At 40.8% G+C, this 24,121-nt stretch carries 28 protein-coding genes, 2 pseudogenes and 1 riboswitch; of the genes and pseudogenes, 21 read left to right on the top strand and 9 right to left on the bottom strand.

Annotated features, from left to right (window positions below; all coding sequences use genetic code 11):
• Positions 1–133: 133 nt before the first annotated feature.
• Positions 134–706, top strand: a complete 573-nt coding sequence (locus tag ORD22_RS06940; RefSeq protein WP_317645205.1) for a YdcF family protein — start codon at positions 134–136, stop codon at positions 704–706.
• A 156-nt stretch (positions 707–862) separates the two neighbouring features.
• Here ORD22_RS06940 and ORD22_RS06935 read toward each other — a convergent pair whose 3' ends face one another.
• Positions 863–1,657 (bottom strand): histidinol-phosphatase HisJ family protein, encoded by a 795-nt coding sequence (locus ORD22_RS06935; protein ID WP_317645204.1) that lies wholly within the window; start codon positions 1,655–1,657, stop codon positions 863–865.
• A 146-nt stretch (positions 1,658–1,803) separates the two neighbouring features.
• Here ORD22_RS06935 and hisZ point away from each other — a divergent pair, with 146 nt between their 5' ends.
• From hisZ to rlmN, 11 genes and pseudogenes are all read left to right on the top strand, one after another.
• A complete protein-coding gene (gene hisZ, locus ORD22_RS06930; RefSeq protein ID WP_317645203.1) occupies positions 1,804–3,036 on the top strand; it encodes an ATP phosphoribosyltransferase regulatory subunit in 1,233 nt (410 codons plus the stop codon).
• Positions 3,024–3,659: an ATP phosphoribosyltransferase gene (hisG, locus tag ORD22_RS06925; protein ID WP_317645202.1), complete on the top strand. Its 636-nt coding sequence runs from the start codon at positions 3,024–3,026 to the stop codon at positions 3,657–3,659. The genes hisZ and hisG overlap by 13 nt, the downstream gene beginning before the upstream one ends.
• Entirely contained in the window at positions 3,656–4,936 is a 1,281-nt protein-coding gene (gene hisD, locus ORD22_RS06920) for a histidinol dehydrogenase (protein WP_317645201.1), read from the top strand. The genes hisG and hisD overlap by 4 nt, the downstream gene beginning before the upstream one ends.
• Complete coding sequence (hisB, locus tag ORD22_RS06915; protein ID WP_317645200.1) at positions 4,937–5,521, top strand: imidazoleglycerol-phosphate dehydratase HisB; 585 nt, start codon at positions 4,937–4,939, stop codon at positions 5,519–5,521.
• Positions 5,522–5,554: 33 nt separating this feature from the next.
• A pseudogene (hisA, locus tag ORD22_RS06910) lies at positions 5,555–6,261 on the top strand (1-(5-phosphoribosyl)-5-[(5-phosphoribosylamino)methylideneamino]imidazole-4-carboxamide isomerase).
• Positions 6,248–7,012 (top strand): imidazole glycerol phosphate synthase subunit HisF, encoded by a 765-nt coding sequence (gene hisF, locus ORD22_RS06905; protein ID WP_317645199.1) that lies wholly within the window; start codon positions 6,248–6,250, stop codon positions 7,010–7,012. Before hisA ends, hisF begins: the two are co-directional and overlap by 14 nt.
• Positions 7,005–7,655, top strand: a complete 651-nt coding sequence (gene hisIE / locus ORD22_RS06900) for a bifunctional phosphoribosyl-AMP cyclohydrolase/phosphoribosyl-ATP diphosphatase HisIE (RefSeq protein WP_317645198.1) — start codon at positions 7,005–7,007, stop codon at positions 7,653–7,655. The genes hisF and hisIE overlap by 8 nt, the downstream gene beginning before the upstream one ends.
• Positions 7,648–8,689, top strand: a pseudogene (gene hisC / locus ORD22_RS06895) (histidinol-phosphate transaminase). The gene hisIE and the pseudogene hisC overlap by 8 nt, the downstream one beginning before the upstream one ends.
• A 274-nt stretch (positions 8,690–8,963) precedes the next feature.
• Positions 8,964–10,316 (top strand): cyclic 2,3-diphosphoglycerate synthase, encoded by a 1,353-nt coding sequence (locus tag ORD22_RS06890; protein ID WP_317645197.1) that lies wholly within the window; start codon positions 8,964–8,966, stop codon positions 10,314–10,316.
• Between the two features lie 98 nt (positions 10,317–10,414).
• A complete protein-coding gene (locus ORD22_RS06885; protein ID WP_317645196.1) occupies positions 10,415–10,594 on the top strand; it encodes a hypothetical protein in 180 nt (59 codons plus the stop codon).
• An 80-nt stretch (positions 10,595–10,674) separates the two neighbouring features.
• A complete protein-coding gene (gene rlmN / locus ORD22_RS06880) occupies positions 10,675–11,751 on the top strand; it encodes a dual-specificity RNA methyltransferase RlmN (RefSeq protein WP_317645195.1) in 1,077 nt (358 codons plus the stop codon).
• Positions 11,752–11,765: 14 nt separating this feature from the next.
• On the opposite strand, the gene ORD22_RS06875 is transcribed toward rlmN, so the two are convergent.
• From ORD22_RS06875 to ORD22_RS06860, 4 genes are all read right to left on the bottom strand, one after another.
• The gene (locus ORD22_RS06875; RefSeq protein ID WP_317645194.1) at positions 11,766–12,131 is read right to left on the bottom strand and encodes a hypothetical protein; all 366 of its coding nucleotides are present in this window, start codon (positions 12,129–12,131) and stop codon (positions 11,766–11,768) included.
• Between the two features lie 63 nt (positions 12,132–12,194).
• The gene (locus ORD22_RS06870; RefSeq protein WP_317645193.1) at positions 12,195–12,755 is read right to left on the bottom strand and encodes an SCO family protein; all 561 of its coding nucleotides are present in this window, start codon (positions 12,753–12,755) and stop codon (positions 12,195–12,197) included.
• A gap of 1 nt (position 12,756) precedes the next feature.
• On the bottom strand, positions 12,757–14,157 hold the full coding sequence (locus ORD22_RS06865) for a sensor histidine kinase (protein ID WP_317645192.1): 1,401 nt from the start codon (positions 14,155–14,157) through the stop codon (positions 12,757–12,759).
• A complete protein-coding gene (locus ORD22_RS06860; protein WP_317645191.1) occupies positions 14,154–14,831 on the bottom strand; it encodes a response regulator transcription factor in 678 nt (225 codons plus the stop codon). Before ORD22_RS06860 ends, ORD22_RS06865 begins: the two co-directional genes overlap by 4 nt.
• Before the next feature lie 154 nt (positions 14,832–14,985).
• Here ORD22_RS06860 and ORD22_RS06855 point away from each other — a divergent pair, with 154 nt between their 5' ends.
• The 5 genes from ORD22_RS06855 (at position 14,986) to ORD22_RS06835 (ending at position 17,832) form a co-directional block, all read left to right on the top strand.
• Positions 14,986–15,744: a FixH family protein gene (locus ORD22_RS06855; RefSeq protein WP_317645190.1), complete on the top strand. Its 759-nt coding sequence runs from the start codon at positions 14,986–14,988 to the stop codon at positions 15,742–15,744.
• Positions 15,745–15,799: 55 nt separating this feature from the next.
• A complete protein-coding gene (locus ORD22_RS06850) occupies positions 15,800–16,096 on the top strand; it encodes a hypothetical protein (protein WP_317645189.1) in 297 nt (98 codons plus the stop codon).
• Positions 16,097–16,133: 37 nt separating this feature from the next.
• Positions 16,134–16,466 (top strand): ASCH domain-containing protein, encoded by a 333-nt coding sequence (locus ORD22_RS06845; protein WP_317645188.1) that lies wholly within the window; start codon positions 16,134–16,136, stop codon positions 16,464–16,466.
• A gap of 8 nt (positions 16,467–16,474) precedes the next feature.
• Positions 16,475–16,915 (top strand): DUF2269 family protein, encoded by a 441-nt coding sequence (locus ORD22_RS06840; protein ID WP_317645187.1) that lies wholly within the window; start codon positions 16,475–16,477, stop codon positions 16,913–16,915.
• A 131-nt stretch (positions 16,916–17,046) separates the two neighbouring features.
• The gene (locus ORD22_RS06835; RefSeq protein ID WP_317645186.1) at positions 17,047–17,832 is read left to right on the top strand and encodes a MetQ/NlpA family ABC transporter substrate-binding protein; all 786 of its coding nucleotides are present in this window, start codon (positions 17,047–17,049) and stop codon (positions 17,830–17,832) included.
• A gap of 32 nt (positions 17,833–17,864) precedes the next feature.
• Here the strand turns inward: ORD22_RS06835 and yfkAB are convergent, their stop codons facing one another.
• The 4 genes from yfkAB to ORD22_RS06815 all read right to left on the bottom strand — a co-directional run bounded on the left by yfkAB (position 17,865) and on the right by ORD22_RS06815 (position 21,764).
• Positions 17,865–18,965, bottom strand: coding sequence for a radical SAM/CxCxxxxC motif protein YfkAB (yfkAB, locus tag ORD22_RS06830; protein WP_317645185.1), 1,101 nt, complete (start codon positions 18,963–18,965; stop codon positions 17,865–17,867).
• A gap of 21 nt (positions 18,966–18,986) precedes the next feature.
• A complete protein-coding gene (locus ORD22_RS06825; protein ID WP_317645184.1) occupies positions 18,987–19,952 on the bottom strand; it encodes a YecA family protein in 966 nt (321 codons plus the stop codon).
• Between the two features lie 263 nt (positions 19,953–20,215).
• Positions 20,216–20,533 carry a DUF3784 domain-containing protein gene (locus tag ORD22_RS06820; RefSeq protein ID WP_317645183.1) on the bottom strand — a complete coding sequence of 106 codons (318 nt, stop codon included), beginning with the start codon at positions 20,531–20,533 and terminating at the stop codon, positions 20,216–20,218.
• A gap of 61 nt (positions 20,534–20,594) precedes the next feature.
• Positions 20,595–21,764 carry an MFS transporter gene (locus tag ORD22_RS06815; protein ID WP_317645182.1) on the bottom strand — a complete coding sequence of 390 codons (1,170 nt, stop codon included), beginning with the start codon at positions 21,762–21,764 and terminating at the stop codon, positions 20,595–20,597.
• A 54-nt stretch (positions 21,765–21,818) separates the two neighbouring features.
• Positions 21,819–21,918, bottom strand: a riboswitch (purine riboswitch).
• Between the two features lie 397 nt (positions 21,919–22,315).
• Between ORD22_RS06815 and ORD22_RS06810 the strand changes: the two genes are divergently transcribed.
• The 4 genes from ORD22_RS06810 to ORD22_RS06795 all read left to right on the top strand — a co-directional run.
• Complete coding sequence (locus ORD22_RS06810) at positions 22,316–23,038, top strand: hypothetical protein (protein WP_317645181.1); 723 nt, start codon at positions 22,316–22,318, stop codon at positions 23,036–23,038.
• A gap of 177 nt (positions 23,039–23,215) precedes the next feature.
• A complete protein-coding gene (locus ORD22_RS06805; protein WP_317645180.1) occupies positions 23,216–23,452 on the top strand; it encodes a PDDEXK family nuclease in 237 nt (78 codons plus the stop codon).
• A gap of 117 nt (positions 23,453–23,569) precedes the next feature.
• On the top strand, positions 23,570–23,776 hold the full coding sequence (locus ORD22_RS06800; RefSeq protein ID WP_317645179.1) for a hypothetical protein: 207 nt from the start codon (positions 23,570–23,572) through the stop codon (positions 23,774–23,776).
• Between the two features lie 80 nt (positions 23,777–23,856).
• A partial coding sequence (locus tag ORD22_RS06795; protein ID WP_317645178.1) for a DeoR family transcriptional regulator occupies positions 23,857–24,121 on the top strand: 265 nt, incomplete at its 3' end.

Below are 24,121 nucleotides of genomic sequence, written 5' to 3'. Positions count from 1 at the left end.
TAAAAAGACAGACACACTATGAAAAAATGTGTCTGTTTTTTTATTAAAGTTCAATGCGACCAGAGAGCTTCGTTGTTTTTGAAACCAATCTCCATACAGCTCCGTCTTACTGTTAAAGAAGAGAGGCGAGTGTATGAAAAAGGGGATAGTCACCGTGGTTGTATTGCTATTGGCTATAGGGGCCTGGATGTTCTGGATAATTCCAGGGGAGCGAATACAGAAAGCGCAACAATTTAAAGCAGATGGAACCCATGATTACGCAGTGATTTTAGGAGCGAAAGTAAATGGGAAAGTGCCGTCATTGTCTTTGCGCTATCGACTTGACGAAGCATTAGCTTATGCGAATCGCTATCCCCATGTGAAGCTAGTCTTATCGGGTGGTCAAGGACCTGACGAAGATATTAGTGAGGCAGAAGCTATGTATCGCTATTTAACTGCGCATGGACTAGCGAAAGAACGTTTACTACTAGAAAACCAATCGACGTCTACGTATGAAAACCTGCAATTCGCGCAGGAGTTATTACCTGAAGTAGCAGGTGTAACGATTATTAGTAGTGACTTTCATTTGGCGAGAGCACGGTTTTTGGCTAGGCAACTAGGCTGGGATACAGACGTAGTCGCTGCGAAAACGCCTGAAGTAGTGAAGACGAAAGTGTTGGTGCGGGAACGTTTAGCTTTATTTAAGACGTGGGTGTTTCGAAAATGAAATGAAATGATAGATTCATTGGTGCGCGCTCATAGAATATATTTTTCGCTCATAGACAACGGCTACGAGCACATAGCGCATAGTTCCACGTTCATAGCCCGCTGCCAAACTGTAAAAAAGTGACGAAACACAGATGTTTCGTCACTTTTTCTTATCTTATAAAGAAGAAATTTTATGAAATTCAGGCTTGCCATCTGTGAAGGTGGCTAGATAATTAAAGCCGATCGATTGATACAATTCAAGTGACTCTTTAAACTCATGCGCGATTTCAGTCGTGCGATGTGCATCAGAACCAAGTGTGATGATTTCGCCGCCACATTGCTTATACAACCGTAAAATATCTTCGCTTGGCATATTATGTGATAATCCGTAGCGAGTCCCAGAAGTATTGAGTTCAATGCCTTTGCCTTCTGGTATAATTATATTGAAGATCTTTTCTAAATAATCATGAAATTGGTTTGCAGGTGGTTGGTCAGTATATCGTTTGATCAAGTCGGTATGACCAAGAACGCTGTATCGTTTATAATTTTGAACACAATAAAGCAATTCTTTATAGTATGTTTCGAATGCTTCATCTACAGAACGATCAGTAAATAATTCACGATAATGCAATGATTTGTTTTCAACCGTATGTAAAGAACAGATTACAAAATCAAAGTTGTGCTCGTCCATCAATTCTTCGTAGAGGTGCAATAAGTCTGGCTGGAGACCGATTTCGATCCCTTTTTTAATCGTCAGTTTCCCTTTGAATTGTTCATTAAGTTGTTGAATTTCTTTCGCGTATTCGAGTTTGTCGAAGTCGAAGTGAATTGTGTCGTCTGGGTATTCATAATCTACGTGGTCGGTGAAGCAAATTTCAGTGAGTCCTTTAGCGATGGAGGCTTTAGCCATTTCTTCCATCGGAATCTCGCAGTCTGCAGAAAATGCGCTGTGCATGTGATAATCAAACATAGTCTCAAGTCTCCTTTTCTATAGAACATATTGTAGCAGATGAATCATGCTATATACAGTTGACAACACCTAAATAATTGATTATAGTTAGAATTAACTTTAGTGTAGTAAAGCGATAAAGTATTCGGAAGGCGGTAGAAGAAATAGTGTATTCTGAAATTCTAGCGAATGAACATGAAAAACATGAGAAAATTATAGGAACGCTAAGCAAGCGATTCACTACATATGGCTATAAGCGTATTAAAACATCTGCATTTGAACAATATGATTTGTATTCAAATGTGCGCACGTCAATCAACCAAAACGAGATGGTCAAAGTGATTGATTATACGGGGGAAGTTTTGGTGTTGCGTCCAGATGTGACGATTCCTTTGACTCAGCAACTAGTTCAGTTGAATGGCAACTTGCCAGAAGAGATGCGTTACTATTACGTCCAAGAAGTATTTAGACAGACATTCCAAGAAAATGAACCGATCGGTAAGACGCAAGCAGGTGTGGAATATTATTGTGAAAGCTCTCCACAAGCAGATGCAGAAACAATTATGCTCGCATGTCATGCATTACGTGATGTTGGTTTCTCGGATGTGAAAATAGAAATTGGTTATGCTGGGTTTTTCACAGAATTAATTGCGGACTTGCAATTAACTAAAGAACAGACGGCAGAACTGAAGAGGTTGATTCAAGCGAAGAACATAGTTGGAATCGGACCTTTCCTCAATCAATTGCCGATTGATCCGGCAGTGAAAGAAGTACTGGAGCAATTACCTTTGCTATACGGTGCACCACAAGTCGTATTCGACAGATTGCAAAACTTACAAGTAAGCGAATCTGTTCAGCTTGCAATTGACTATTTACAGAAAACGTATGAAATTGTTGAGCTATACGGCTTGAAAAAGCATATCGTCATCGACCTCGGGTTAATAAACCATATGGGTTATTACTCGGGAATCATTTTCCAAGGTTATGTAGAAAATTTCGGTAAACCTGTTTTGATGGGTGGACGTTATGATTCATTAAGCGAAGAGTTTGGGGTTAAATTGCCGGCGATTGGTTTCGCTTGTGAAATTGATTCATTAGTGAAAGCTACTGCAAAGAAAAAATTGAAAGAGCGCTACAGCATCGACGTAACGGTATTTTATCAGGAGAGTCGCATGAAATACGCGATTGATATCGCAAATGAATTAAGAGAACGTGACTATCGTGTCGTATCCAAACCGTTAAGGGGTCAAGCATCTGCAAAAGATAGTGAGTACACGATTCAGTTGCTAGAACAGCAAAATCTATTAGCAGATGTAGAAGAAACGAAGGAATTTGAAGACTTCAAACAATTACTAGACAGCATCACAAGCAAGAAAGGGGTACCTGAATGGACTATTTAACAGTCGCAATGGCGAAAGGCCGTACAGCGGAACGAGCGATGAAATTCCTCGGCAAATCGGACGTTCGATTTTCCGAATGGACGGATGATAGCCGCAAGCTCGTTATTTATGATGATAAGAAAAAGATTAAGCTCATATTCGTCAAAGCTGTAGATGTACCGGTTTATGTAGAAAACGGTGCAGCTGACGTAGGGATCGTTGGTAAAGATGTCATGATGGAGGACCCGCGTGATGTCTATGAATTACTTGATTTAGGAATTGGAAAATGCAAGCTGGCAGTGGCGGGATTCCCGGATACACCGATAGATAATGTTCCATTCCTAACCGTCGCTTCGAAGTACCCGCTAGTAGCGAAGGAGTACTTCGACAAGAAGGGCATTCGCACAGAAATGATCAAGCTGAACGGCTCGATTGAGTTAGCACCATTGATCGGTATGTCAGATGTTATTGTCGATATCGTCGAAACAGGCACGACATTGAAAGAAAATGGTTTAGTTGTACTAGAAGAAATGGCTGACGTGAGTGCGCGTTTAATCGTTAATAAAGCGAGTTACGCTACGAAAACAGAAGATATTCAACAGTTTATTCAAGATATGAAGGAAGGGCTGGAGGTGTGCTCGTGAAAACGATTCGTGGAGTTGAATTTACAGAAGAGTTACTTCGACGTGACGATTCAAGTCAACCAGATTTGGAGTTTGATCGTAAAGTTCTATCAATCATTGATACCGTTCGTGCGCAAGGTGACAAAGCAGTACTCGACTATACCGCACGTTTTGATGGTGTGACGCTGAACGAATTAATCGTCAGTGAAGAAGAAATTAATGAAGCGGAACAAGCTGTGACAGAAGATTTCTACCGAGCTTTACGCGCAGCAAAACAACGAATTTCTACATATCATGAAGCGCAAAAAGAACAATCTTGGTTCCTTAATCCAAATGAAGGCATCATGCTTGGTCAAAAAGTCACACCAATTGATAGCGTCGGCATCTACGTACCAGGCGGAAAAGCAGCGTATCCTTCAACAGTATTGATGAATGCGCTCCCGGCGAAAATCGCAGGTGTCGGTCAAATCTCAATGGTCACTCCTCCACAAAAAGACGGCAAGATTAATCCTCACGTACTAGTTGCTGCAAAAGAAGCAGGTGTCGATCGTATTTATAAAGTAGGCGGTGCACAAGCAATTGCGGCACTAGCATATGGTACAGAAACAATTGGAAAAGTCGTCAAAATCACAGGTCCAGGTAATGCATATGTAGCACGTGCGAAAAAATGGGTATTCGGTGATGTAGCGATTGATATGATTGCAGGACCGAGTGAAATTTGTGTCGTGGCGGACGCTAATACGAATGCGGTGTATGCAGCGGCAGATTTATTGTCCCAAGCAGAACACGATGAGCGAGCAGCAGCGGTTTGCATCACAACGAGTGAAGCGTTCGCGGAGGAATTATCAAAAGAAATCGATCGCCAATTAGAGGAGTTAGATCGTAAAGAAATCGCGGCACAATCAATCGAGCAATTCGGTCGTATTATTATCGTTGATACATTACAAGAAGCATTCGATATCGTCAATCGCCTCGCACCAGAGCACTTAGAGCTGATGATTGACAACCCGATGGAACATTTAGCTTCAATCCGCAATGCGGGAGCAATCTTCCTCGGCCAACACGCTCCGGAAGCACTTGGCGATTATATGGCGGGACCGAATCATACATTGCCGACTAGCGGTACTGCCGCATTTTCATCTCCACTAGGCGTCTACGATTTCATGAAGAAATCAAGTGTAATTTATTACTCCGAAAATGCACTTGCGGAAGTAGCGAATGACGTCATTATTCTCGCGGAGGCTGAGCAACTAACAGGTCACGCGAATTCAATTAAAGTACGAAAGGCAGGATGCTAAATGCGTAGAGAACAAATATCACGTAAAACAGGTGAGACGGACATTGAAATGGACTTTTCACTTGATGGCACAGGGATAACAGATATTCAGACTGGCGTCGGATTCTTCGACCATATGTTAACAGCTTTCGCAAAGCACGGACGTTTCGATCTAACAGTCAAATGTAAAGGTGATATCGAAGTAGATCAGCATCACTCCGTAGAAGATATCGGTATTGTTCTTGGACAAGCTTTCAATAAATGTATCGGTACAAAAGAAGGTATCGAACGTTTCGCACTTGTTTCTACACCGATGGACGAAGCATTGTCTACAGCTTCAATCGATATTAGTGGTCGATCATACCTTGTCTTCAATGTCGAAGGAATGAAAGACAAAGTAGGCGAATTCGATACGGAGCTAGTTGAAGAGTTTTTCCTAGCGTTTACGAGCAATGCGAAAATTACGTTACACATTAATTTGAACTACGGCAAGAATACACACCACATTATCGAATCAGTCTTCAAAAGCTTCGGCCGTGCGTTGCGTGTAGCCAGTACGATTAACCCGGAAATTAAAGGCGTACCATCCACTAAAGGTACTTTGTAATAAAACTGATGATCTACTTAGGAGGACTTGTTGATGATTTTATTCCCTGCAATTGATATTAGAGGTGGCAAATGTGTGCGCCTCATTCAAGGTGATTATGCTCAAGAAATCGTTTATAACGACTCACCAACAGATATGGCGCAAGAGTGGCAACGTCAAGGGGCCGAATACATTCACGTGGTAGATTTAGATGGGGCAAAAACAGGCGACTCAGCGAACTCGCAAAAGCAGTAACTATTCCCGTACAAGTGGGTGGCGGAATTCGCAACATGGACATCGTCGATTCGCATATAAAAAACGGTGTAGCACGTGTAATTATTGGAACAGCAGCGATTCAAGATCCAGAATTTCTGAAACGAGCAGTTGAGAAGTATGGTGACAAAATTGCTGTATCAATCGATGCGCGAAATGGTTTAGTAGCGACAGATGGCTGGACTGAAACAAGTGATGTTAAAGCGGTGGACCTATTGCAAGACTTAGCAAAAATCGGTGTGAAAACAGTAGTTTACACGGACATCATGAAAGACGGCATGTTGCAAGGACCGAACTTTGAAGAACTACAGCTAATGAATGAAGCATCTTCAATTGATATTATCGCCTCAGGTGGTGTATCAACAGAATCGGATATCAAAACTCTTGCTGCTAGGGACATGTATGGTGCAATTATCGGTAAAGCGTTATACGAAGGCAATTTATCTTTAGAAAAATTATTGGGGGACGACAGTCATGTCAAAAACTAAAAAAATCATTCCATGTTTGGATGTAGACAACCGTAAAGTTGTAAAAGGAAAGAAATTTCTAGACGTACAAGAAGTAGCAGATCCCCTAACATTAGCGAAAAAGTATGTTGCAGACGGTGCGGATGAACTTGTGTTTTATGATATTTCTGCATCTACGAAAAATCGTGGTATGTTCTTAGACTTAATCGAAGAAATTGCAAAAGAGGTTCCAGTTCCATTCATCGTTGGTGGTGGAATTCGTACATTAGAAGACGTAGACACCGTATTTGCTATCGGCGGTAATAAAATTTCCATCAACAGTGCAGCGATAACAAATCCTGGTTTAATCAAAGAAGTAGCTGACAAATACGGTTCTGAGCGCGTCATGTTGTCAATGGACGTTCGTCAAGAAGGCGAAGGGAAATGGTCTGTGTACGCAAAAGGCGGCATGGAGCCAACTGGTATTGACGCGATTGAATGGGCGATTAAAATGGAAGCATTGGGCGCTGGCGAACTAGTCGTCAATAGTGTCGATGAAGACGGCGTGAAGGATGGGTATAATATCGCATTAAACCGTGCAATGGCAGAAGCAGTTACTATTCCAATCGTCGCAAGTGGCGGTGCGGGTAAACCCGAACACTTTAAAGAGGTACTGACTGAAGGTAAAGCAGACGCGGCACTTGCAGCTTCCGTATTCCACTTCAATGAAATCAATATCCGTGATTTGAAAAATTACTTAGCAGAAGAAAAAATCGTAGTTAGGAATGACTAATATGACACTAGACATTAATACACTTAAATTCGATGACAAAGGCCTTCTACCAGCCATCGTACAAGACGATCGTACAGGTGAAGTACTCATGCTCGCATATATGAATAAAGAAGCAATTGAAAAAACATTGGAAACAAACGAAACTTGGTTTTATAGCCGCTCTAGACAAGAACTATGGAATAAAGGCGCAACTTCAGGCAATCGCCAGCAAGTAAAGCGTATTTCATTGGACTGTGACCAAGATACCTTGCTTATACAAGTGACCCCTCAAGGTCCGGCTTGTCATACTGGTGAAAAAACATGCTTCTTCACTACCGTTACAGAAACAGAAGAGTCATTACGTGAAGTGATTTATGAAGTGATTGACGAAATTGCGGACCGTAAAGAAAATCCAATCAAAGGTTCTTACACGACATATCTCTTCAATGAAGGGATTGACAAAGTATTGAAGAAAGTCGGCGAAGAGACTACGGAAGTCGTAATCGGTGCGAAAAATGCAGACAAAGAAGAAGTATCCAATGAAATTGCAGATTTGGTCTATCACACACTTGTCCTGATGAATATTCTTGACGTGGACTTAACAGATGTCCAGCAAGTATTACGCGAAAGAAGACCAAAAAAGGAAGTGCTACGTAATGAGTAGATTTCTGAGCACAGTTGCGCGTCGGACAGAACCGTATGTTCCTGGCGAGCAATTGAATCAGCCAGATATCATCAAGTTAAATACCAATGAAAATCCGTATCCACCAAGCCCAAAGGTAGTGGAAGCTATCCAAGCAACACTTGCCGACAATACGTTACAACGTTATCCATCACCAACAGTGGAGCCGTTGCGTCATGCGATTGCAGAGACGTACGGACTGACTAAGGAGAACGTCTTTGTCGGTAATGGCTCCGATGAAGTATTAGCATTTGCATTTATGGCATTTTTTGAACCAGGAAAAACGATAAAGTTCCCAGAAATCAGCTATAGCTTTTATCCGGTTTACTCGAAAATATTCAATATTTCATTTGAACAGGTGCCTTTAAATGAGGACTTTACACTCGCTAAGGAAAAATTTTTTGGTTCAGAAGGCGGCGTGATTTTACCAAATCCAAATGCACCGACGAGTATTTACGAAGAACTCGACGGAATCGAAGAGATTTTAAAGCAAAATCCAGATCAAGTCGTGATCATTGATGAAGCGTATATTGACTTTGCAGGTCATCGATCGGTATGATAATTTATTAGTGATTCAAACGACATCAAAATCTCGCTCCCTTGCTGGATTACGTGTTGGCTTCGCGCTAGGGCAGCCAGAGTTAATTGCCGGATTGACGCGCATCAAAGATTCATTCAACTCATATACAATTGACCGTCTGGCAATGGCGGGTGCAACTGCAGCATTTGAAGATCATGCATATTTCTCGGAAAGTACGAAGAAAATCATTCGAACGCGAGAGTATACTGTTGAATCTTTGAAGCAACTAGGATTCGATGTGTTACCTTCTGACGCGAACTTCGTATTTGCGAAGCCGATCAACCAAGACGCGAAGACACTGTATGAGCAGTTGAAAGAGCGTGGAATTTTAGTCCGTCACTTTGATACGAAGGTAATCAGTGACTACTTACGCATTACAATTGGTACGGATGAACAGATGGAGAAGCTGTTTGTTGTATTAAAAGATTATATGTAACAATAGAGTAGCGTTTTATTATATATAAAGCCAAGTTTGAGAGTAAATCTCATACTTGGCTTTTTTATGTCAACTGGTGGTTTATATACACCTTCTTTGAGTAACTATTTGCCAGTTAAAATCGTACCTGCTACGTTTTTAACTGAATTCAAGTCAATATCCTTTGTATCATAGAATCCGATAAACTGTGAAATATTTTTTTAAAAAGCATTTGCATTATTATACATCGTGTTGTATAATCATAACAAGAAGCTTGATTGGAGAGATGAACTTTATGAAAACGAAAAATATAATCATTATTGGTGCAGCAGGACGAGATTTCCACAACTTTAATACATACTACCGTAATAAAGAAGAATACAATGTTGTTGCGTTTACAGCAACACAAATTCCAGATATCGATGGCCGTAAATATCCGGCTGAACTAGCTGGCGAATTATATCCTGAAGGTATTCCAATTTATTCTCAGGATCAATTACCTGAGTTGATCAAAGAACTTAAAGTAGATGAATGTGTATTTTCATACAGCGATATTAGCTACGAAAAAGTTATGGGAATTGGTGCAATTGTTAACGCAGCAGGTGCAAACTTCACATTGCTAGGTTCAAAAGCGACAATGATTAAAAGTAATAAGCCAGTTATTTCTGTTTGTGCGGTTAGAACAGGAACGGGTAAGAGTCAGACATCACGTAAAGTCATTGAAACATTACTTGGGCATGACTTAAAAGTAGTAGCAATCCGTCACCCAATGCCATATGGCGATCTAGCTGCACAGCGTGTTCAACGTTATGCGACAGTAGAAGACTTTAAGAAACATAATTGTACAATTGAAGAGATGGAAGAGTATGAGCCACACGTTGATCGTGGAAACATCATCTATGCGGGTGTTGATTACCAGGATATCTTAAATGCTGCTGAAAATGATCCAGACGGCTGTGACGTAATCCTTTGGGATGGCGGAAACAACGACTTTTCATTCTATGAGCCAGACTTGGCGATTACAGTGCTTGACCCACACCGTCCTGGCCATGAATTGAAATACTACCCAGGTGAAGTTTGCTTGCGTACGACAGATGTCTCCATTATCAATAAAATCGACAGCGCATCTGAAGAAGCAATCCAAACAGTTGAAAACAATATTAAATTTGCAGCTCCAAACAGCACAATCATTAAAGCTGAATCAAAAATTAGTGTGGACAACCCTGAAATCATTGCAGGTAAGCGTGTATTGATCGTAGAAGACGGTCCGACATTGACGCACGGAGAAATGAAATTGGGTGCAGGCGTAATCGCGGCACAGCGTTTAGGTGCAAGCGAAATCGTTGACCCACGTCCATATGCTGTAGGTAGCTTGATCACAACTTTCAACCAGTATCAGCATATCGAGAATATCTTGCCGGCAATGGGCTATGGTAAGCAGCAGTTGAAAGACCTTGAAGATACGATAAATGCTGCAGATGTAGATGCAGTTATCATCGGTACACCTATGGATCTATCACGTGTCATCAACATCAACAAGCCTTGCACGCGTGTTTATTATGATCTAGATGAAGTCGGCAGTCCAAATCTCGAAACTGTTTTGATGGATTTCATTCAAAAGCATAATCTAACGACTACAAATGCATAAGTAGATCTGACATACTACGCACCCGTCTCGGATGAAAATTCCGTCGCGGGTGCGTGTTTTCTGTTATACTACGGATAAAGCAATTGGGGGGAAACGACTTGTTTAATTCAAAAATTATCGATCTCATCATCGGTGTAGTTATGGCGTATTTTGCTTATGATAGAATATCGACAGGACACACTGGAATGGGAATCTTTTTCGCTGTACTCGCATTATTGAACTTGCTTGCATTTTATTTGAAAATCAGAACCGACAAAAATGTACAACAAAATCAATAATACGAATCAGTTGTTCCTTTTTACGCAATCCTGTAGTATAATAACAGAATTGCAATTTTTGAAATGAGGCTAGAATCTAAATGAAACCATCCATATACGGGTTAACGATTGAACAATTGTCAGACTTCTTCATCGAACAAGGACAAAAAAAATTCCGGGCAACACAAGTGTGGGACTGGCTCTATAAAAAACGCGTATTATCTTTCGATGAGATGAATAATATCAACAAAGAAACGCGTGACTTACTGAACGACCACTTCACAATCCAGACGCTTGAACAAGAAGTTAAGCAAGTTTCACAAGACGGTACGGTAAAATTCTTGTTTAAAATGACAGATGGCAATTTAATCGAGACAGTATTAATGAAGTTCCCATACGGTAACTCCGTCTGTGTCACGACACAAGTTGGCTGTAATATCGGTTGTAGTTTTTGCGCAAGCGGATTATTACGTAAAAACCGTGATCTAACTGCTGGAGAAATTGTCGGTCAAATTATGAAAGTTCAAGAACATCTTGACGGCAAAGGCGAAGGCGAACGTGTCAGCCACATTGTTGTTATGGGAATCGGAGAACCATTCGATAACTATACGCATTTGATGAATTTCCTTCATGTCGTTAATGATCAAAAGGGTCTATGTATCGGTGCACGCCATATTACCGTGTCAACGAGTGGGCTAACTGAAAAGATTAAAGATTTCGCGAATGAGAAGCTCCAAGTCAACTTGGCCGTATCTTTACACGCGCCAAATAATGAGTTACGTTCACGAATTATGAAGATCAACAAAGCATTTCCAATTGAAAAGCTTATGGACTCGATCAATTATTATTTGGAAACGACGAATCGTCGGATTACATTTGAATATATTTTATTGCGTGACGTCAATGATCATGTTAAGGAAGCGGAAGAACTCGGTAGACTACTTGCTGACAAACGCCACTTATCATATGTCAACTTGATTCCATACAATCCGGTAGACGAACATGGACAATACCAACGTAGTGAACCTGAAGCAATCAAATCATTCTATGAAGTATTGCGACGTAAAGGAATCCACTGTGGTGTACGTCTAGAAAATGGTACGGATATTGACGCAGCTTGTGGTCAATTACGCAGTAAACAAATTAAAACAGAAAAAAAACAGCCAGCCGGAGAATAATCTCCAGCTGGCTTTTACTTGTTGCGTAATAGTTTTACAAGGAATTGAACGATGACCGAAATCGCCAGTCCGAAAGACGAAATGATGAACAACGATAAAATTCCTATGGCTTCCGAAAATTCATTATCCATGAAGATAAAGCTTCTGAACATCTCCGCAAACGCCAAGACGAGCACGACCATAAACATCTTAAAGGCAATATGTAGTTGATAAAATAATAAAAGTGAGCTGACGATACCGACGATTAGCCCGAACACCGCGAACGACAAATAATTATTGACGATGAGCTCATGGCCTAAGACTGTACGAACGCCGATAATGAGCAAGACAAATGAAGTCAATGCGGTGAAAAAACCGACTTTCCAATAACGAGAATCCAACATGTACACCTGCTTTCCTTACCTAGTATAGCGGAATCGCTACCATTCGTCACGCATCGCCGATTAATTCAGACGCTTCATATCCGCAAGCAATTCCTTCTGATAGGATTCATTCGAAAAATTATATTCATTGCGTATATACCCTTCCGCATCGATTAAATAAAAATTGGTTCCATGTACGACTTGTGTGGATGATTCATGCTTTAACACGAAAGTCTGGAATTCTTCCCGCGCAAACGCTTCGATCTCTTGCTGCGAATAACCCGTCAGAACATGCCAGTTGGACTCGTCATCGGTAAAATTAGCGAGATAGTCTTTTAGCGTTGCAGGGGTGTCTACTTCTGGATCGACAGAAAAGGACACAAATTGTACGTCTGTTCCTTGTTCTTTTAATAACTTCTGAAGCTGTGCCATTTCACTCGTTAACGCGGGGCAGATGGTCGTACAATTCGTGAATACGAAGTCTGCAATCCATGGTGTACCATTCAATTGCTCCGTGCCGAACGGTTCCCCATGTTGATCAGTGAAGGTGAAATCACGGACTTGTTTTCCGCGTTCAAGCGGCTCACTGCAACCAACAACTAGTAATAACACAGCCAAAAGAATAGGGATTAGCCGTTCCATATCAACCTTCACTCCTTTCATCAAAAACCGGTAACGTGATGGTGACAATTGTTTCGGTAGTTTCATTGGACACGTTAAACGTTCCTCCATGCAGTCGTACAATTTCTTTAACAATGGATAATCCAAGACCTGTACCACCTGTCGTCCGATTTCGTGCTTTATCTGTTCGGAAAAAGCGTTCGCCGATTCGCGCAATATCTTCGTCGCCGATTGTCACACCGTCGTTGGCAATGCGATAAATTACACCATAATCATTCGCAGCTAATTGGATAGAAATCGACCGCTCGGCATATTTCACCGCATTATCGATTGTATTATAAAATACTTGTTGCAATCGTTTCGGATCACCTTGTAAGATCAAATTTTCATCAATCATCGCCTGCAACTGAATCCCTTTGTCTTTCAAGCGAATCGCAAAAAGTTCTAATGTATCAAATAATAATTGAGCAATTGCAATGGGTTCATTCACTAGCGTGTAGAAATCTTGCTCCAAGTGATTGAGCTCTACTAAATCATGAATCAATTTTTTCAGTCGTTCAGTTTCTTTTTCAATTGTCGACAAATACTGTTTCACATCTTCAGGGGATGAGTCGATTTTGTCTCGTGAAAGTTGTGCATAGCCACTAATATACGTCAGCGGCGTCCGCAATTCATGGACAATATTTGATGTGAACTCTTTTTTACGCTGGTCTTGTTCGGCTAATGAATGACTCATTACATTAAAGGCTGTAGCGAGTTTTCCGATTTCATCTGAACGTTGGGAATCGAGACGATTGGAATAATCTCCTTTAGAGACGCTTTCAGAGTACGTTTGTAAAGTTTTTAATGGTTCAAATAACGAGCGCCAAACACGTTGCAAGATTAAAAATAAGATAATGAAAAATGTGGTACCCACAAGCAACATAATAGGTAAACTATCGCGGAACACATCTTGAATTGCAGCTAGTGGAACGTATATATAGATGAAACCGATTAGTCCATTTTCGCCTTTAATCGGGAAGATTCCACCGAATATTTCACGATTCAGCTCTTTAACATAACCTTCTTTCATGACAGGCTGTCCAGTTTCTAATATGTCCTCGTCGCTATCATCGACAAGCATCTGATAATCGAGCTGGTAGGGAAAGTGCGATGTCAGATCATCCAGGCGATCGACTACGATGATTTCATATTCCGAAACAATATTATACCATTGAATTTTCTCGATGATTGAATCGCTTAATTCACCGTAATGATAGTGCGCAGCTGTGCGATTACCTTGGTACATGATTGATTCTTTAATTCGTTCTTTGTAGAGATCAGTATATAAATAATGAATAAAAAAGAACGAAAATAGAATCGTACAGATTATGCTACCGAGAAATACGAGCAACATCTTTTTGCTGAGATTCAAATTATTCATTCGGGATCCTCAAGCTTATAGCCGATACCCCAGACCGTTTCAATCATCTTTCCTGCATCGCCAAGCTTTAGGCGTAATGTTTTCACATGCGTATCGATCGTCCGTTCACTACTTTGATGGTCGTCGCCCCATACCAATTCAAGCAACTGTTCACGAGAATACGCGCGCCCTTTATGTTTGACGAGCAACAATAATAAGCCGAATTCCTTCAGCGTCAGATTAAGTGGTTTTCCTGCAAGTTGCGCAGTGTGGGAATCTTCACTAATCGTCAATGGACCAGCTTGCAACACGATCGAATCTGGATTGACTCGATACGTTCTACGCAATACGGCTTCGATTCGTGCTACAAGTTCACCTGGCAAGAATGGTTTGACGATATAATCATCCCCACCAAGCTTCAGCCCTTGGACTTTATCCCATTCTTCTCCACGTGCAGAAAGAAAGATTAAAGGAATGGAAGACGTACGCTTCACTTGCTCCGCAAAGGTAAATCCGTCCATATACGGCATCATTACATCGACTATACATAAATCGATTTCCTGTTGTTTCAATACCGCTAAAGCCTGAATACCGTCACCCGCTTCTAACACTATAAAACCCGCATCTTCCAAAATCATGCGAATCAAATCCCGCATTTGCTGTTCATCATCTATGACTAATATTGTGTAACTCATGGAAACTCCTCTTTTCGATCAGTCTATCGTTCTATTTTCCTGGAAAATTGTGAAATCTGAATGAACTTTCAAGAAGTTGCCGAAACTTCATTAAAAGTTCGCATTCATATATTATAATCATAACAGCTAAGCTAATAGATAGGAGAATAAAAAGATGAAACGTTTTGGAATTTTAACTATAGGTGTTGTGATGACCGCATTGCTCGCGGCATGTGGCCAAGAAGACGATGTACCGACAGAAGCAGCATTACCCGAACCAATTGAAGTAGAATTAACGGTGCCTGAGACTGCAGAGGTAATGGAACCTGTTACACTTACGACACTTGTCACACAAGGAGAAGAGAAAGTAGAAGATGCTACTGAAGTGGAGTACGAAATTTGGCAAGAAGGCAAGAAAGAGGACAGCATCCACATAGACACTTCGAACGATAAAGGAGGTCTGTATTCAGCGACTACAACGTTTGAAAACGATGGTGTATACCACGTACAAGTTCACGTAACTGCACGTGAAATGCACGTTATGCCTGAAAAGAAAATCCAAATAGGTGAAGTAGTCGTAGGAGATGACGCGGAAGGGCATGAGAGCCACGAAGCAACAGATGGACATCACGACCATGGTTCAACTGAAGGCTTGTCGATTCATTTCGTGCAGCCTGAAGAAGCAAAAGCGGACACGGGAACGGAGTTAATGACACATGTTCAACTAGAAGGAAAAGCACTGGAGAACACAAAAGTACGTTACGAAATTACAGACCCTGTCAATGGAATCCAATGGGTCGAAACAGAAGAAACGAAACCGGGGGAGTACACAGGCAATCATTCATTTGCTGAAGTTGGAACGTATAAAGTAACGATCCATATCGAGAACGACACAATTCACGAACATGAAGAACATACAGTTGAAGTGAAGTAAGAGATTAAACACCGGTCACATTCAGTGGCGGGTGTTTTTTGTCGAATGAAATTTCGTGCTCATAGAACACGTCCGCGCGCTCATAGAAAGCAGTTTCGTGCTCATAGAACACGTCGCCGCGCTCATAGAAACCGGTTTCGTGCTCATAGAACACGTTGCCGCGCTCATAGAAACCGGTTTCGTGCTCATAGAACACGTCCGCGCGCTCATAGAAACCGGTTTCGTGCTCATAGAACACGTTGCCGCGCTCATAGAAAGCAGTTTCGTGCTCATAGAACACGTTGCCGCGCTCATAGAAATCTTCCCCATCGAATCTAATCCTCGAAATCCCTGTCGAAAAGCGTTACACTAAGAGGGTGAAAGATTATCTAATTAAGAGGAGTGTAATTATGACAGATTATCCTAAAAAGACGTGTTCTATTGAACGACTTGTAACCATTCCAGAAGATGTACAAAAAGTACTCGACGGAAAAAAATGGGCAACTAGAAGAAATGGTGTGTATGCATACCCAGGTGAAATTATGACACTAGAAGGTCAAGAGTTCACAATCGACAAACTGTACGTCCAAACACTTGGAGAACTAACAGATGAACATGCTAAATCAGAAGGTCATGAAACAGTAGAAGAGTACAAACAAACAATGCTCGCAATTCACGACAAAATGCCTTGGCTTCCACAGATGAAAGTTTGGGTGCACGAATACAGCCCAGTACAGAAATGATCTAATAGATGAATCTCTATTACGGAGCGGTCGTCTTTGCGCACGTAGTATCTGCAGTTATTTCAGTAGGCCCTTTATTTTTACTGTTGCCGTTGATTCGCCGATTGCGCACGGCAAATGCGGAAGCTGAAGAAATCTATTTGGCATTCATCCGAGTCATTATCCGTCTCGTTATGCATGCCGGTCACGTGCTAGTAGTGTCCGGCGTGTTGCTAATCATATTTGGTCCGTGGCCGTGGCATACTTCTTGGGTTATTCTCACGATAAGCGTCATGTTACTATCGGGCGTGTTTCTAGCTACCGGATTTTCTGCGGTACTAAAGAAATTCCATGAATCAGGTAACACTAAAGAAGAGATTATCAAAAAACTACGCCGCACTGCTTGGATTTACATTAGTCTGATGCTAGTTATGATGTGGCTGATGGTGCAAAAACCGGCAGTCTGGTAAATAGTACATAACGAGAAAAAAAGATGTGTACATTGCTACACATCTTTTTTCTTGTATGATTGCATTTGACAGCAAAATGCGCAACGAATATGATGAATTATAGTAGAAATTGAAAGGAACGAGGAAACACTATGAAAATGAAAGTACTAGGTTTGTTGGCGATACTTGGTTTGTTGCTGACGGCGTGTAGCCCAAAAGATAATGATCAGATGATAACGATCGGAACGACAGAAGGACACTACGCAAAAGTCATCGACAAAGCACTTGCCCCGGCTTTAAAAGAGCTCGGGTATACAACAGAAGTGAAAAAATACGTAGACTTTATTACACCGAACGCTGACTTAGCTGAAGGCGATATCGATGCAAACATGTTTCAGCAACGTTTGTATTTAGACCAATCCAAACAACAAGAAGAATTGCCAATCGTTGCTCTAACGGATATTCCAAGTGTTGGACTTGGCCTTTATTCGAATGAATTGACATCTATAGACGATATTCCTAATGGTGCATGGATCACGATTCCAAATGACGAATTAAGCACAGCAAGGGCACTGCGTTTCCTTGAGCAACAAGGATTACTGTCATTACGTACAGATGCCAAAACGTATACGGTCAATGAAACGCAAATCGACAGCAATCCCAAAAAACTTCAGATTCAGCCAGTTTTAACGGCACAGCTCGTTGCGTCTTTGGCAAGTGGAGATTTAGCCGTCATTCCAGATAATTATGTCTTAGTAAATGACATGGAACTAGATGCTGCATTAGCGAAAGAGCAGCTGAGCGAAGAATTGAATTATATTATCGCGGTTAGAGAAGGGGATACGGATAAGGACTTTGCGAGAGCATTAAAAGAAGCAGTCCAATCCGATACGTTTAAAAATGCGATAGATAAAGAATTCCAAGGGTTTGGAAAATAAAACACCGTATGGCGTGGAGCCATACGGTATTTTTAATATTGACGTTTTGTAAAATCAACGTTTTGATAATATGCATCTTTGACTAGTAAGTTTGGTCCAAGACAGCGTACTGCGGGACAATGACAACTTACACTTTTTGCAAGCTCGTGCTGTTGCCATTTATCATATAATTCGGGCAAGCGATCGGTTTGGATATTACCGAGTGGTGGCACATCACCGAAGTCTGTGACGATGACGTCTCCTGAGAACATATTTACATTCAAACGAGAACGACCGTCTGGATCATTACGCACCGTAACATTCGAGCTTGTCGCTAGTTTCGCGAATAGTTCCTGATCACGCGCATCTTGACTGCAATGATAGAACGGTAACGTGCCAAACAACATCCACGTATCTTGATCACGGAACGATAGAATATCGAGCATCGCTATACGCGTTTCATCTAACGACAGCACATCCAATGAAGAAGCGAAATCACTCGGGTACATCGGGTGAATCTCGTGGCGTCCACATTTCATTTCATTCACTACTTGCTCGTGAATCTTCTGCAAATGCGGTAACGTCCGACGATTTAACATCGTTTCAGCAGATACCATGACACCCATTTCTGATACTCTTTTACTATTGTCAATCATCCGTGCGAATTGCTCCGCCCGACGCGCGCGGGGTGGCTTTCGTTCCATCATCGCAAATCCACCATCAATGAAATCGTCGACTGTGCCCCAGTTATGCGAAATATGCAACACGTCTAAATATGGTGCGATTAATTCGTAACGCTCAAACGGCATCGTTAAATTTGAATTTACTTGTGTCTTGACACCGCGTGCGTGGGCATATTTCAATAGAGGCACTACATATTGTTCAACAGACTTTTTTGAGAACATGGGCTCGCCGCCAGTTAGACTAAGTGTCCGTAAATGAGGAATGTCATCTAACTTCTCAAGTAACAGTTTGATCGGTAAAGCTTGTGGATCTTTTGGCTGTAACATATATCCGACCGCACAGTGTTCACAGCGCATATTACATAAATACGTTGTTGTGAACTCAATGCTTGATAATACTTGTTTACCGTAAAGTTCTACATCGTTATACGCTTCCCATGGATCCGACATTTTAGATTGTGATACTATCATCTTCCAAACTCCTCACTCGGTTTAGTTCTTGTCACTCACGTACTGCGAAATATCTTTTGCGTACTTATTCATTGAAGAAGGGGACACGTCAAATGATTCCGCAATCTCTTTTAATGTCATATCTAGAGGTGTGAAGAAATCATTCTCTTGTCCATAACGAATCGCACCTGCGGCAATCGCAACCATCTTACGTGCTTTCGGCTGCTCATCCACTAAAAAATCTTCAAGTAATTCAAGTAATTCATCGGACTGGCGGTCATTCGTCTCTAAGAACGCACCAGCAGACAATAAGACGCCCGCTTCAAATTCTGTGAATTCGCCACCTGAATATCCATCTTCCCCAAGAGCTTCCCAGAACTTCATCGTATAATCTTTCAATTGTTCATCCGCAACGGACTTCGCGAATGTCTTGATCGCTTCCGTATGATCTGTTGGGAAGAAGATGAGACTAGAAACAGCTAGATAATTGCCTGTTGAAGTACCATCTGGCAATAGGAAGCAATAGAAGTGAACGCCCGCAGGAACTGGTTTATCGCTTTCTTTCCATAATTTAATTGTCTCGTCACCAAGAATGCTTGTGGCGGATAAATACGTATTGTCTACCGCTGTTACTTCACCAATAAAGACACGTGGTTCACCCCATAGGTCTAACAATTCCAAAATAGAAGGGCGTACTTGTTTCTTTTTCTGTTTCTCTACATAGTTCGCCCAAATATCTGTCCGGTGATGGAAGAAAAACTCATCTAGCGCAATAGTTTGGATCATTTCTTCTGGCAAATAATGATCTAATAAAGACTTCCAAGCTTTCGAGTACTCGATAAACTCGTTCACATCTACACGTTCCGGATGTGTATCGTAAAACGTCTGCAATAGACGCTCCATTTCTTCTGTTTGAACATCTTCTACAGTTACGGCTTGCTTTGATTCACAACATTTTTTATACTTCTTTCCACTACCGCATGGGCATGGTTCGTTTCTTCCTACCATTATTACACTTCCCTTAATAAAATTAGCACATAGTCTAGTGTACCAAACAGTAGGGGAGTTGGCATGGATTTTATTGTGATGTGGCAGTTTAGTGCGTAGAAGTAATGGACAGTTTAGATCGAATTCGTATAAAGTAAAGGGAAAATCAAATACTACTAAATAGTAGTGTGGAAAATTGCATATATATAAGCTGGCTTAAATGTCTGAGGTGTTTGATAATATGATCTACACAAATGAAAAGGAGAGAGCATTTTTTATCTTCCTCACTTAGCAAACCGATTGCCTGTATTGCTATAAACAATCGCAAACATAATGACTACAAAGAACAGAGCCAAACCTACAATAAATAACATATCCTGTTCCAACCACTCGCTTAGTGCGAATAATCCTAGACAAAAAGCGAGTGCGTACATTATTTTTGCCATGAATTTACATAAAGCGAATTCATCAATCTTCGCTTTTTTCTCCAAAGACATCGTATTATAGCCTGACAGTAACGAAGCCCCTTTTCCTTGCGACAACATCGCCCCATACACGATAAAAACAATCATCATAGCAACATTAATTAACAATCCGAGCATGTTACAACCTCACTTCCCATAAAAAATAGAGCCAACAGTACGTTGACTCCATTCTACCTGATTAAGAAACTACTTGCTGACTTCTTTTTTGATCAACTATTTTCAGTGAAATCGCTGCACAGATTAACGCGATAATGACAATACTGCCACCCACCGCAGGCATCATCGTCACACTGCCTGTCTGACTAAATACCATACCACCTACACCTGAACCAAGCGCAATTCCGACTTGTAGCGAAGAATTATTAAAGCTTTGGTGAATATCTGAAGACGCGGGATCACTCTGAATAATATAATCCTGCTGTGCAGGTGCCAGCGCCCAGCTAAGCCCGCCCCAAACCATCATGAATACAATGAACAACGGAATCGAGAACGTTGAGTAAGGAAGAGCGAACAAGCTGACAGCGAATGCCCCCAAAATGATCAAAATGCTCTTCTTCGATCCCAAACGAGAAGCGAGTCCGCCACCGAACACACCGCCACCGACTGCCGCAAGTCCAAACAAGAAGTAAAACACACTAATCCAATACGGACTTAGCTGCATCGTCGTTTCAAGAAACGGTGTAAAATACGCGTACACCGTGTAATGCCCAGCTAACATAAACATCGTTGCTAAATGCGCAAAGAAAATCTTTTTATTGGCAAGTGCCTTAATCTGCGCGGAAAGTGGTTGCACTTGGCCCGTCGGAATCTTCTCCAAAAACTTCGCAATCAGCACAATCGAACCAATCGTTAATATTGAAATTCCGAGAAACACCGATCGCCAGCCAAATGCATTTGTCACCATAATCCCAATCGGCACGCCAAGCACTAGCGACGAACTAATTCCCATATAAATATAGCCTAGCGCCTTCGCTCGGACCTTTGGCTCTACAATCCGCACTGTGATAGTCAACGCCAGCACAATCACAAGTGCCGCACTAGCAGCCGTCACCACACGCGCTGCCACCATCAAGCCGAACGTAGGACTAATATAGGTTAGAATATTTCCAATTAAAAACACAATAAGCGTAATCAAATACAACTTCTTACGTTCGATCTTAGCCGTCAAGGAAAGCAACACAGGCCCCGCGACTGCAAAGACTAGCGCGAAAATCGTAATTAATTGTCCAGCAGTCGCGATCGACACATTCAAATCATCCGCAATAACCGGTAAAATCCCGCCAACGACCAGTTCTACAAGCCCAACCGTAATTGCCGAAATAGCTAATAAAAGTACACGTAAATCCAAGATAATTCCTCCTACCTAAGTTGTCAGTATCTAATAAACTCCATAGAAAAATCCCGATTACAAAAAGTACTTTGTAATCAGGATTTGACGGTTCCTGGTAGAGACCCTCGAACCATATTATCGAGGTTATACATAATGATTCCGTAATGAAATTTTCTATTGTTCAATTTAGCATGAATTTGGTGTGTTGGCAAGGTGGACGGCTTGGGGGTGTGAATGGTAAAGGGGGAGGAAATTCTGTATAATATAATGACGCGCATCCAAAAAGTTAGAGTTCCAATCTAACTTTTAGGGATCACTAGATAAACGGTCTTTGTTAAATAGATCAAATTAAAACCAACATTACAATATGAGCGTTAGCCTTCTACTTTCATCAAAAGAGCTAACGCTAGCTGCTTATCTATTGAGAGAAGGATGCTCAATTAATAGAGTTAAATTGCAATATGTTGAAATACCAATCCCTTTTATAAGAATACTGAGCTTTGATATTATAACGGTAGCAACAGGTAGGTATTTAATAAAAATTAAACATTTATGAAGGAGGTATTATTATGGTCGAACCAATTTCAGCGGCATTATCAGCGAGTAAGTTTATAAACACTCATAGAGTCCTAAAGAAAGTAGATAAATCGTTACAAAAAATAGGTGCCAAATTAGATGAAATGGATGCGAAAATTGAAGATCTACAGTTCAATATAAAATTCACTCATTTTGTAAACGCTGAAAGTTATCAAAATAAAGCATTATTGTATCGGTCACATGAACAAAATTACATTAAGTATTTAGAATTAGCGCTGCAAGAATGGACTACATTTAAAAGTTCATTAACAGTTCAACAGGAACTACTTGCAACTGATTGGTACGTATATGCTGTTGCTTGTAGATATGAAATAGAATGTTTGAAATTACTGAATTACGATAAGGAAGTTTCGCAAATGAAAAAAATAGGGGAGTATGCTATTGAACAAACTAAACAGGTTTTATCTGTTGAATTAAATGAATTACTAATCGACAGTAAAATAAAATTGAAGCCCAAACATCAGCTAGATGATATGGCATTTATGGTATCCGGTGCTATGACTAACCCTTATATATTGGCGGTAGGTGCTATTATACCAGGTGTTTTGGCAGTTAGCGGTATGGCAAAAATAACCAAAAAAATTACGAAAAGTCAAATTGAAAAAGTTAAAAAAGAATTTCAATTAAAAGAAGATGGGATTCAAGATGCTATCAAAAATATTGAAGAACTGGAGCAAGAATTCGCTATGCTGTAATGATTCTTCAGACAAATTTAGTAAACTAAACAATCAGCCTCCTACTCCCACCGATGTAGAAATGGCTGGTTCTTTTTTATGTACTACCACTAATTTCCTGCATTAACTAAAAAATAATTGTAACTTATAGTAGAATAAAGTTAGAAGCTACTTATCGGAGTAAGGGATGTGATACGAATGAGCTATCAATCTGAGGCACATCTTGAAAATAATATGATTGATAAATTGATTAAACAAGGCTATGAAAAAGTGAGGATTCCAAACGAGGATGCACTAATCCAAAACTTCCGTACGCAGATCAATCGATTCAATGAAAAGAAACTTAAAGGCAAACCGTTGGCAGATATAGAATTTAATCGATTACTCACGATGATCGACGGGAAAAGCGTATTTGAATCCGCTAAAATAGTTTAGCAGTTACAACTATACAAAGTACGAGGGAAATGCATGAATAAACGAGCGGTGAAACGGATATATTTATCAAAATTAGCAGACCTAATACACGAATCAATATGATGTGATCAAGCGCGTGTGAAAGAATTTGTGGATTGTGAAGACATTTTGAGAGAAGCGAAGTGCAGGGAAGAAACAGCCAAAGAAGGAGAACTTGAAAAAGAAAAAGAATTAACTGTGCGTAATTTATTGATACGGAATATGGATATAGAAAAAATCGTCGGAATAACGGGAGTGTCGATCGAACGTATGTTAGAGCTAAATAAGGAATTAGGTTTCGCATAAATACTTTCAAAAATATTTCTTACATCCTGTCCACTTTTCACCCCTCCCTCTCTATATAGAGGGAAAAAGGGGTTTTTCCTATGACACACTATCTTTCTACTTACGCAAAATTCGCAAACAAAGAACAATTAGACGCGGCAGCACGCAAGCATTCAGACAATCACTACAATGCGATGAATAAAACAGATCGTGCGGTTCTGGAGATGATTCGCTGCTATTCGGTGAAGTATTTAGCCGCACACTTGAAGCATGAAACGATGGAAAAGAAATTACATGTATCAAATTCTACAATTCGCCGTTCATTACGAAAATTAGCTAAGCTAGAAATCATTGAGCGAATTCATT

Origin of the sequence: Sporosarcina sp. GW1-11, assembly GCF_033088395.1 — a bacterium.
GTDB lineage: Bacteria > Bacillota > Bacilli > Bacillales_A > Planococcaceae > Sporosarcina.
Note: the sequence above shows the minus strand (reverse complement) of the source record. Positions and strands in the feature narration are given on the sequence as shown.

What these genes read in the sequence shown, in the direction of transcription:
- ORD22_RS06940 (WP_317645205.1), top strand. Translation starts at nt 134, where the DNA reads ATGAAAAAGGGGATAGTCACCGTGGTTGTATTGCTATTGGCTATAGGG.
- ORD22_RS06935 (WP_317645204.1), bottom strand. Translation starts at nt 1,657, where the DNA reads ATGTTTGATTATCACATGCACAGCGCATTTTCTGCAGACTGCGAGATT.
- hisG (WP_317645202.1), top strand. Translation starts at nt 3,024, where the DNA reads ATGGACTATTTAACAGTCGCAATGGCGAAAGGCCGTACAGCGGAACGA.
- hisB (WP_317645200.1), top strand. Translation starts at nt 4,937, where the DNA reads ATGCGTAGAGAACAAATATCACGTAAAACAGGTGAGACGGACATTGAA.
- hisF (WP_317645199.1), top strand. Translation starts at nt 6,248, where the DNA reads ATGTCAAAAACTAAAAAAATCATTCCATGTTTGGATGTAGACAACCGT.
- hisIE (WP_317645198.1), top strand. Translation starts at nt 7,005, where the DNA reads ATGACTAATATGACACTAGACATTAATACACTTAAATTCGATGACAAA.
- ORD22_RS06890 (WP_317645197.1), top strand. Translation starts at nt 8,964, where the DNA reads ATGAAAACGAAAAATATAATCATTATTGGTGCAGCAGGACGAGATTTC.
- rlmN (WP_317645195.1), top strand. Translation starts at nt 10,675, where the DNA reads ATGAAACCATCCATATACGGGTTAACGATTGAACAATTGTCAGACTTC.
- ORD22_RS06870 (WP_317645193.1), bottom strand. Translation starts at nt 12,755, where the DNA reads ATGGAACGGCTAATCCCTATTCTTTTGGCTGTGTTATTACTAGTTGTT.
- ORD22_RS06865 (WP_317645192.1), bottom strand. Translation starts at nt 14,157, where the DNA reads ATGAATAATTTGAATCTCAGCAAAAAGATGTTGCTCGTATTTCTCGGT.
- ORD22_RS06860 (WP_317645191.1), bottom strand. Translation starts at nt 14,831, where the DNA reads ATGAGTTACACAATATTAGTCATAGATGATGAACAGCAAATGCGGGAT.
- ORD22_RS06855 (WP_317645190.1), top strand. Translation starts at nt 14,986, where the DNA reads ATGAAACGTTTTGGAATTTTAACTATAGGTGTTGTGATGACCGCATTG.
- ORD22_RS06845 (WP_317645188.1), top strand. Translation starts at nt 16,134, where the DNA reads ATGACAGATTATCCTAAAAAGACGTGTTCTATTGAACGACTTGTAACC.
- ORD22_RS06840 (WP_317645187.1), top strand. Translation starts at nt 16,475, where the DNA reads ATGAATCTCTATTACGGAGCGGTCGTCTTTGCGCACGTAGTATCTGCA.
- ORD22_RS06835 (WP_317645186.1), top strand. Translation starts at nt 17,047, where the DNA reads ATGAAAATGAAAGTACTAGGTTTGTTGGCGATACTTGGTTTGTTGCTG.
- yfkAB (WP_317645185.1), bottom strand. Translation starts at nt 18,965, where the DNA reads ATGATAGTATCACAATCTAAAATGTCGGATCCATGGGAAGCGTATAAC.
- ORD22_RS06825 (WP_317645184.1), bottom strand. Translation starts at nt 19,952, where the DNA reads ATGGTAGGAAGAAACGAACCATGCCCATGCGGTAGTGGAAAGAAGTAT.
- ORD22_RS06820 (WP_317645183.1), bottom strand. Translation starts at nt 20,533, where the DNA reads ATGCTCGGATTGTTAATTAATGTTGCTATGATGATTGTTTTTATCGTG.
- ORD22_RS06810 (WP_317645181.1), top strand. Translation starts at nt 22,316, where the DNA reads ATGGTCGAACCAATTTCAGCGGCATTATCAGCGAGTAAGTTTATAAAC.
- ORD22_RS06805 (WP_317645180.1), top strand. Translation starts at nt 23,216, where the DNA reads ATGAGCTATCAATCTGAGGCACATCTTGAAAATAATATGATTGATAAA.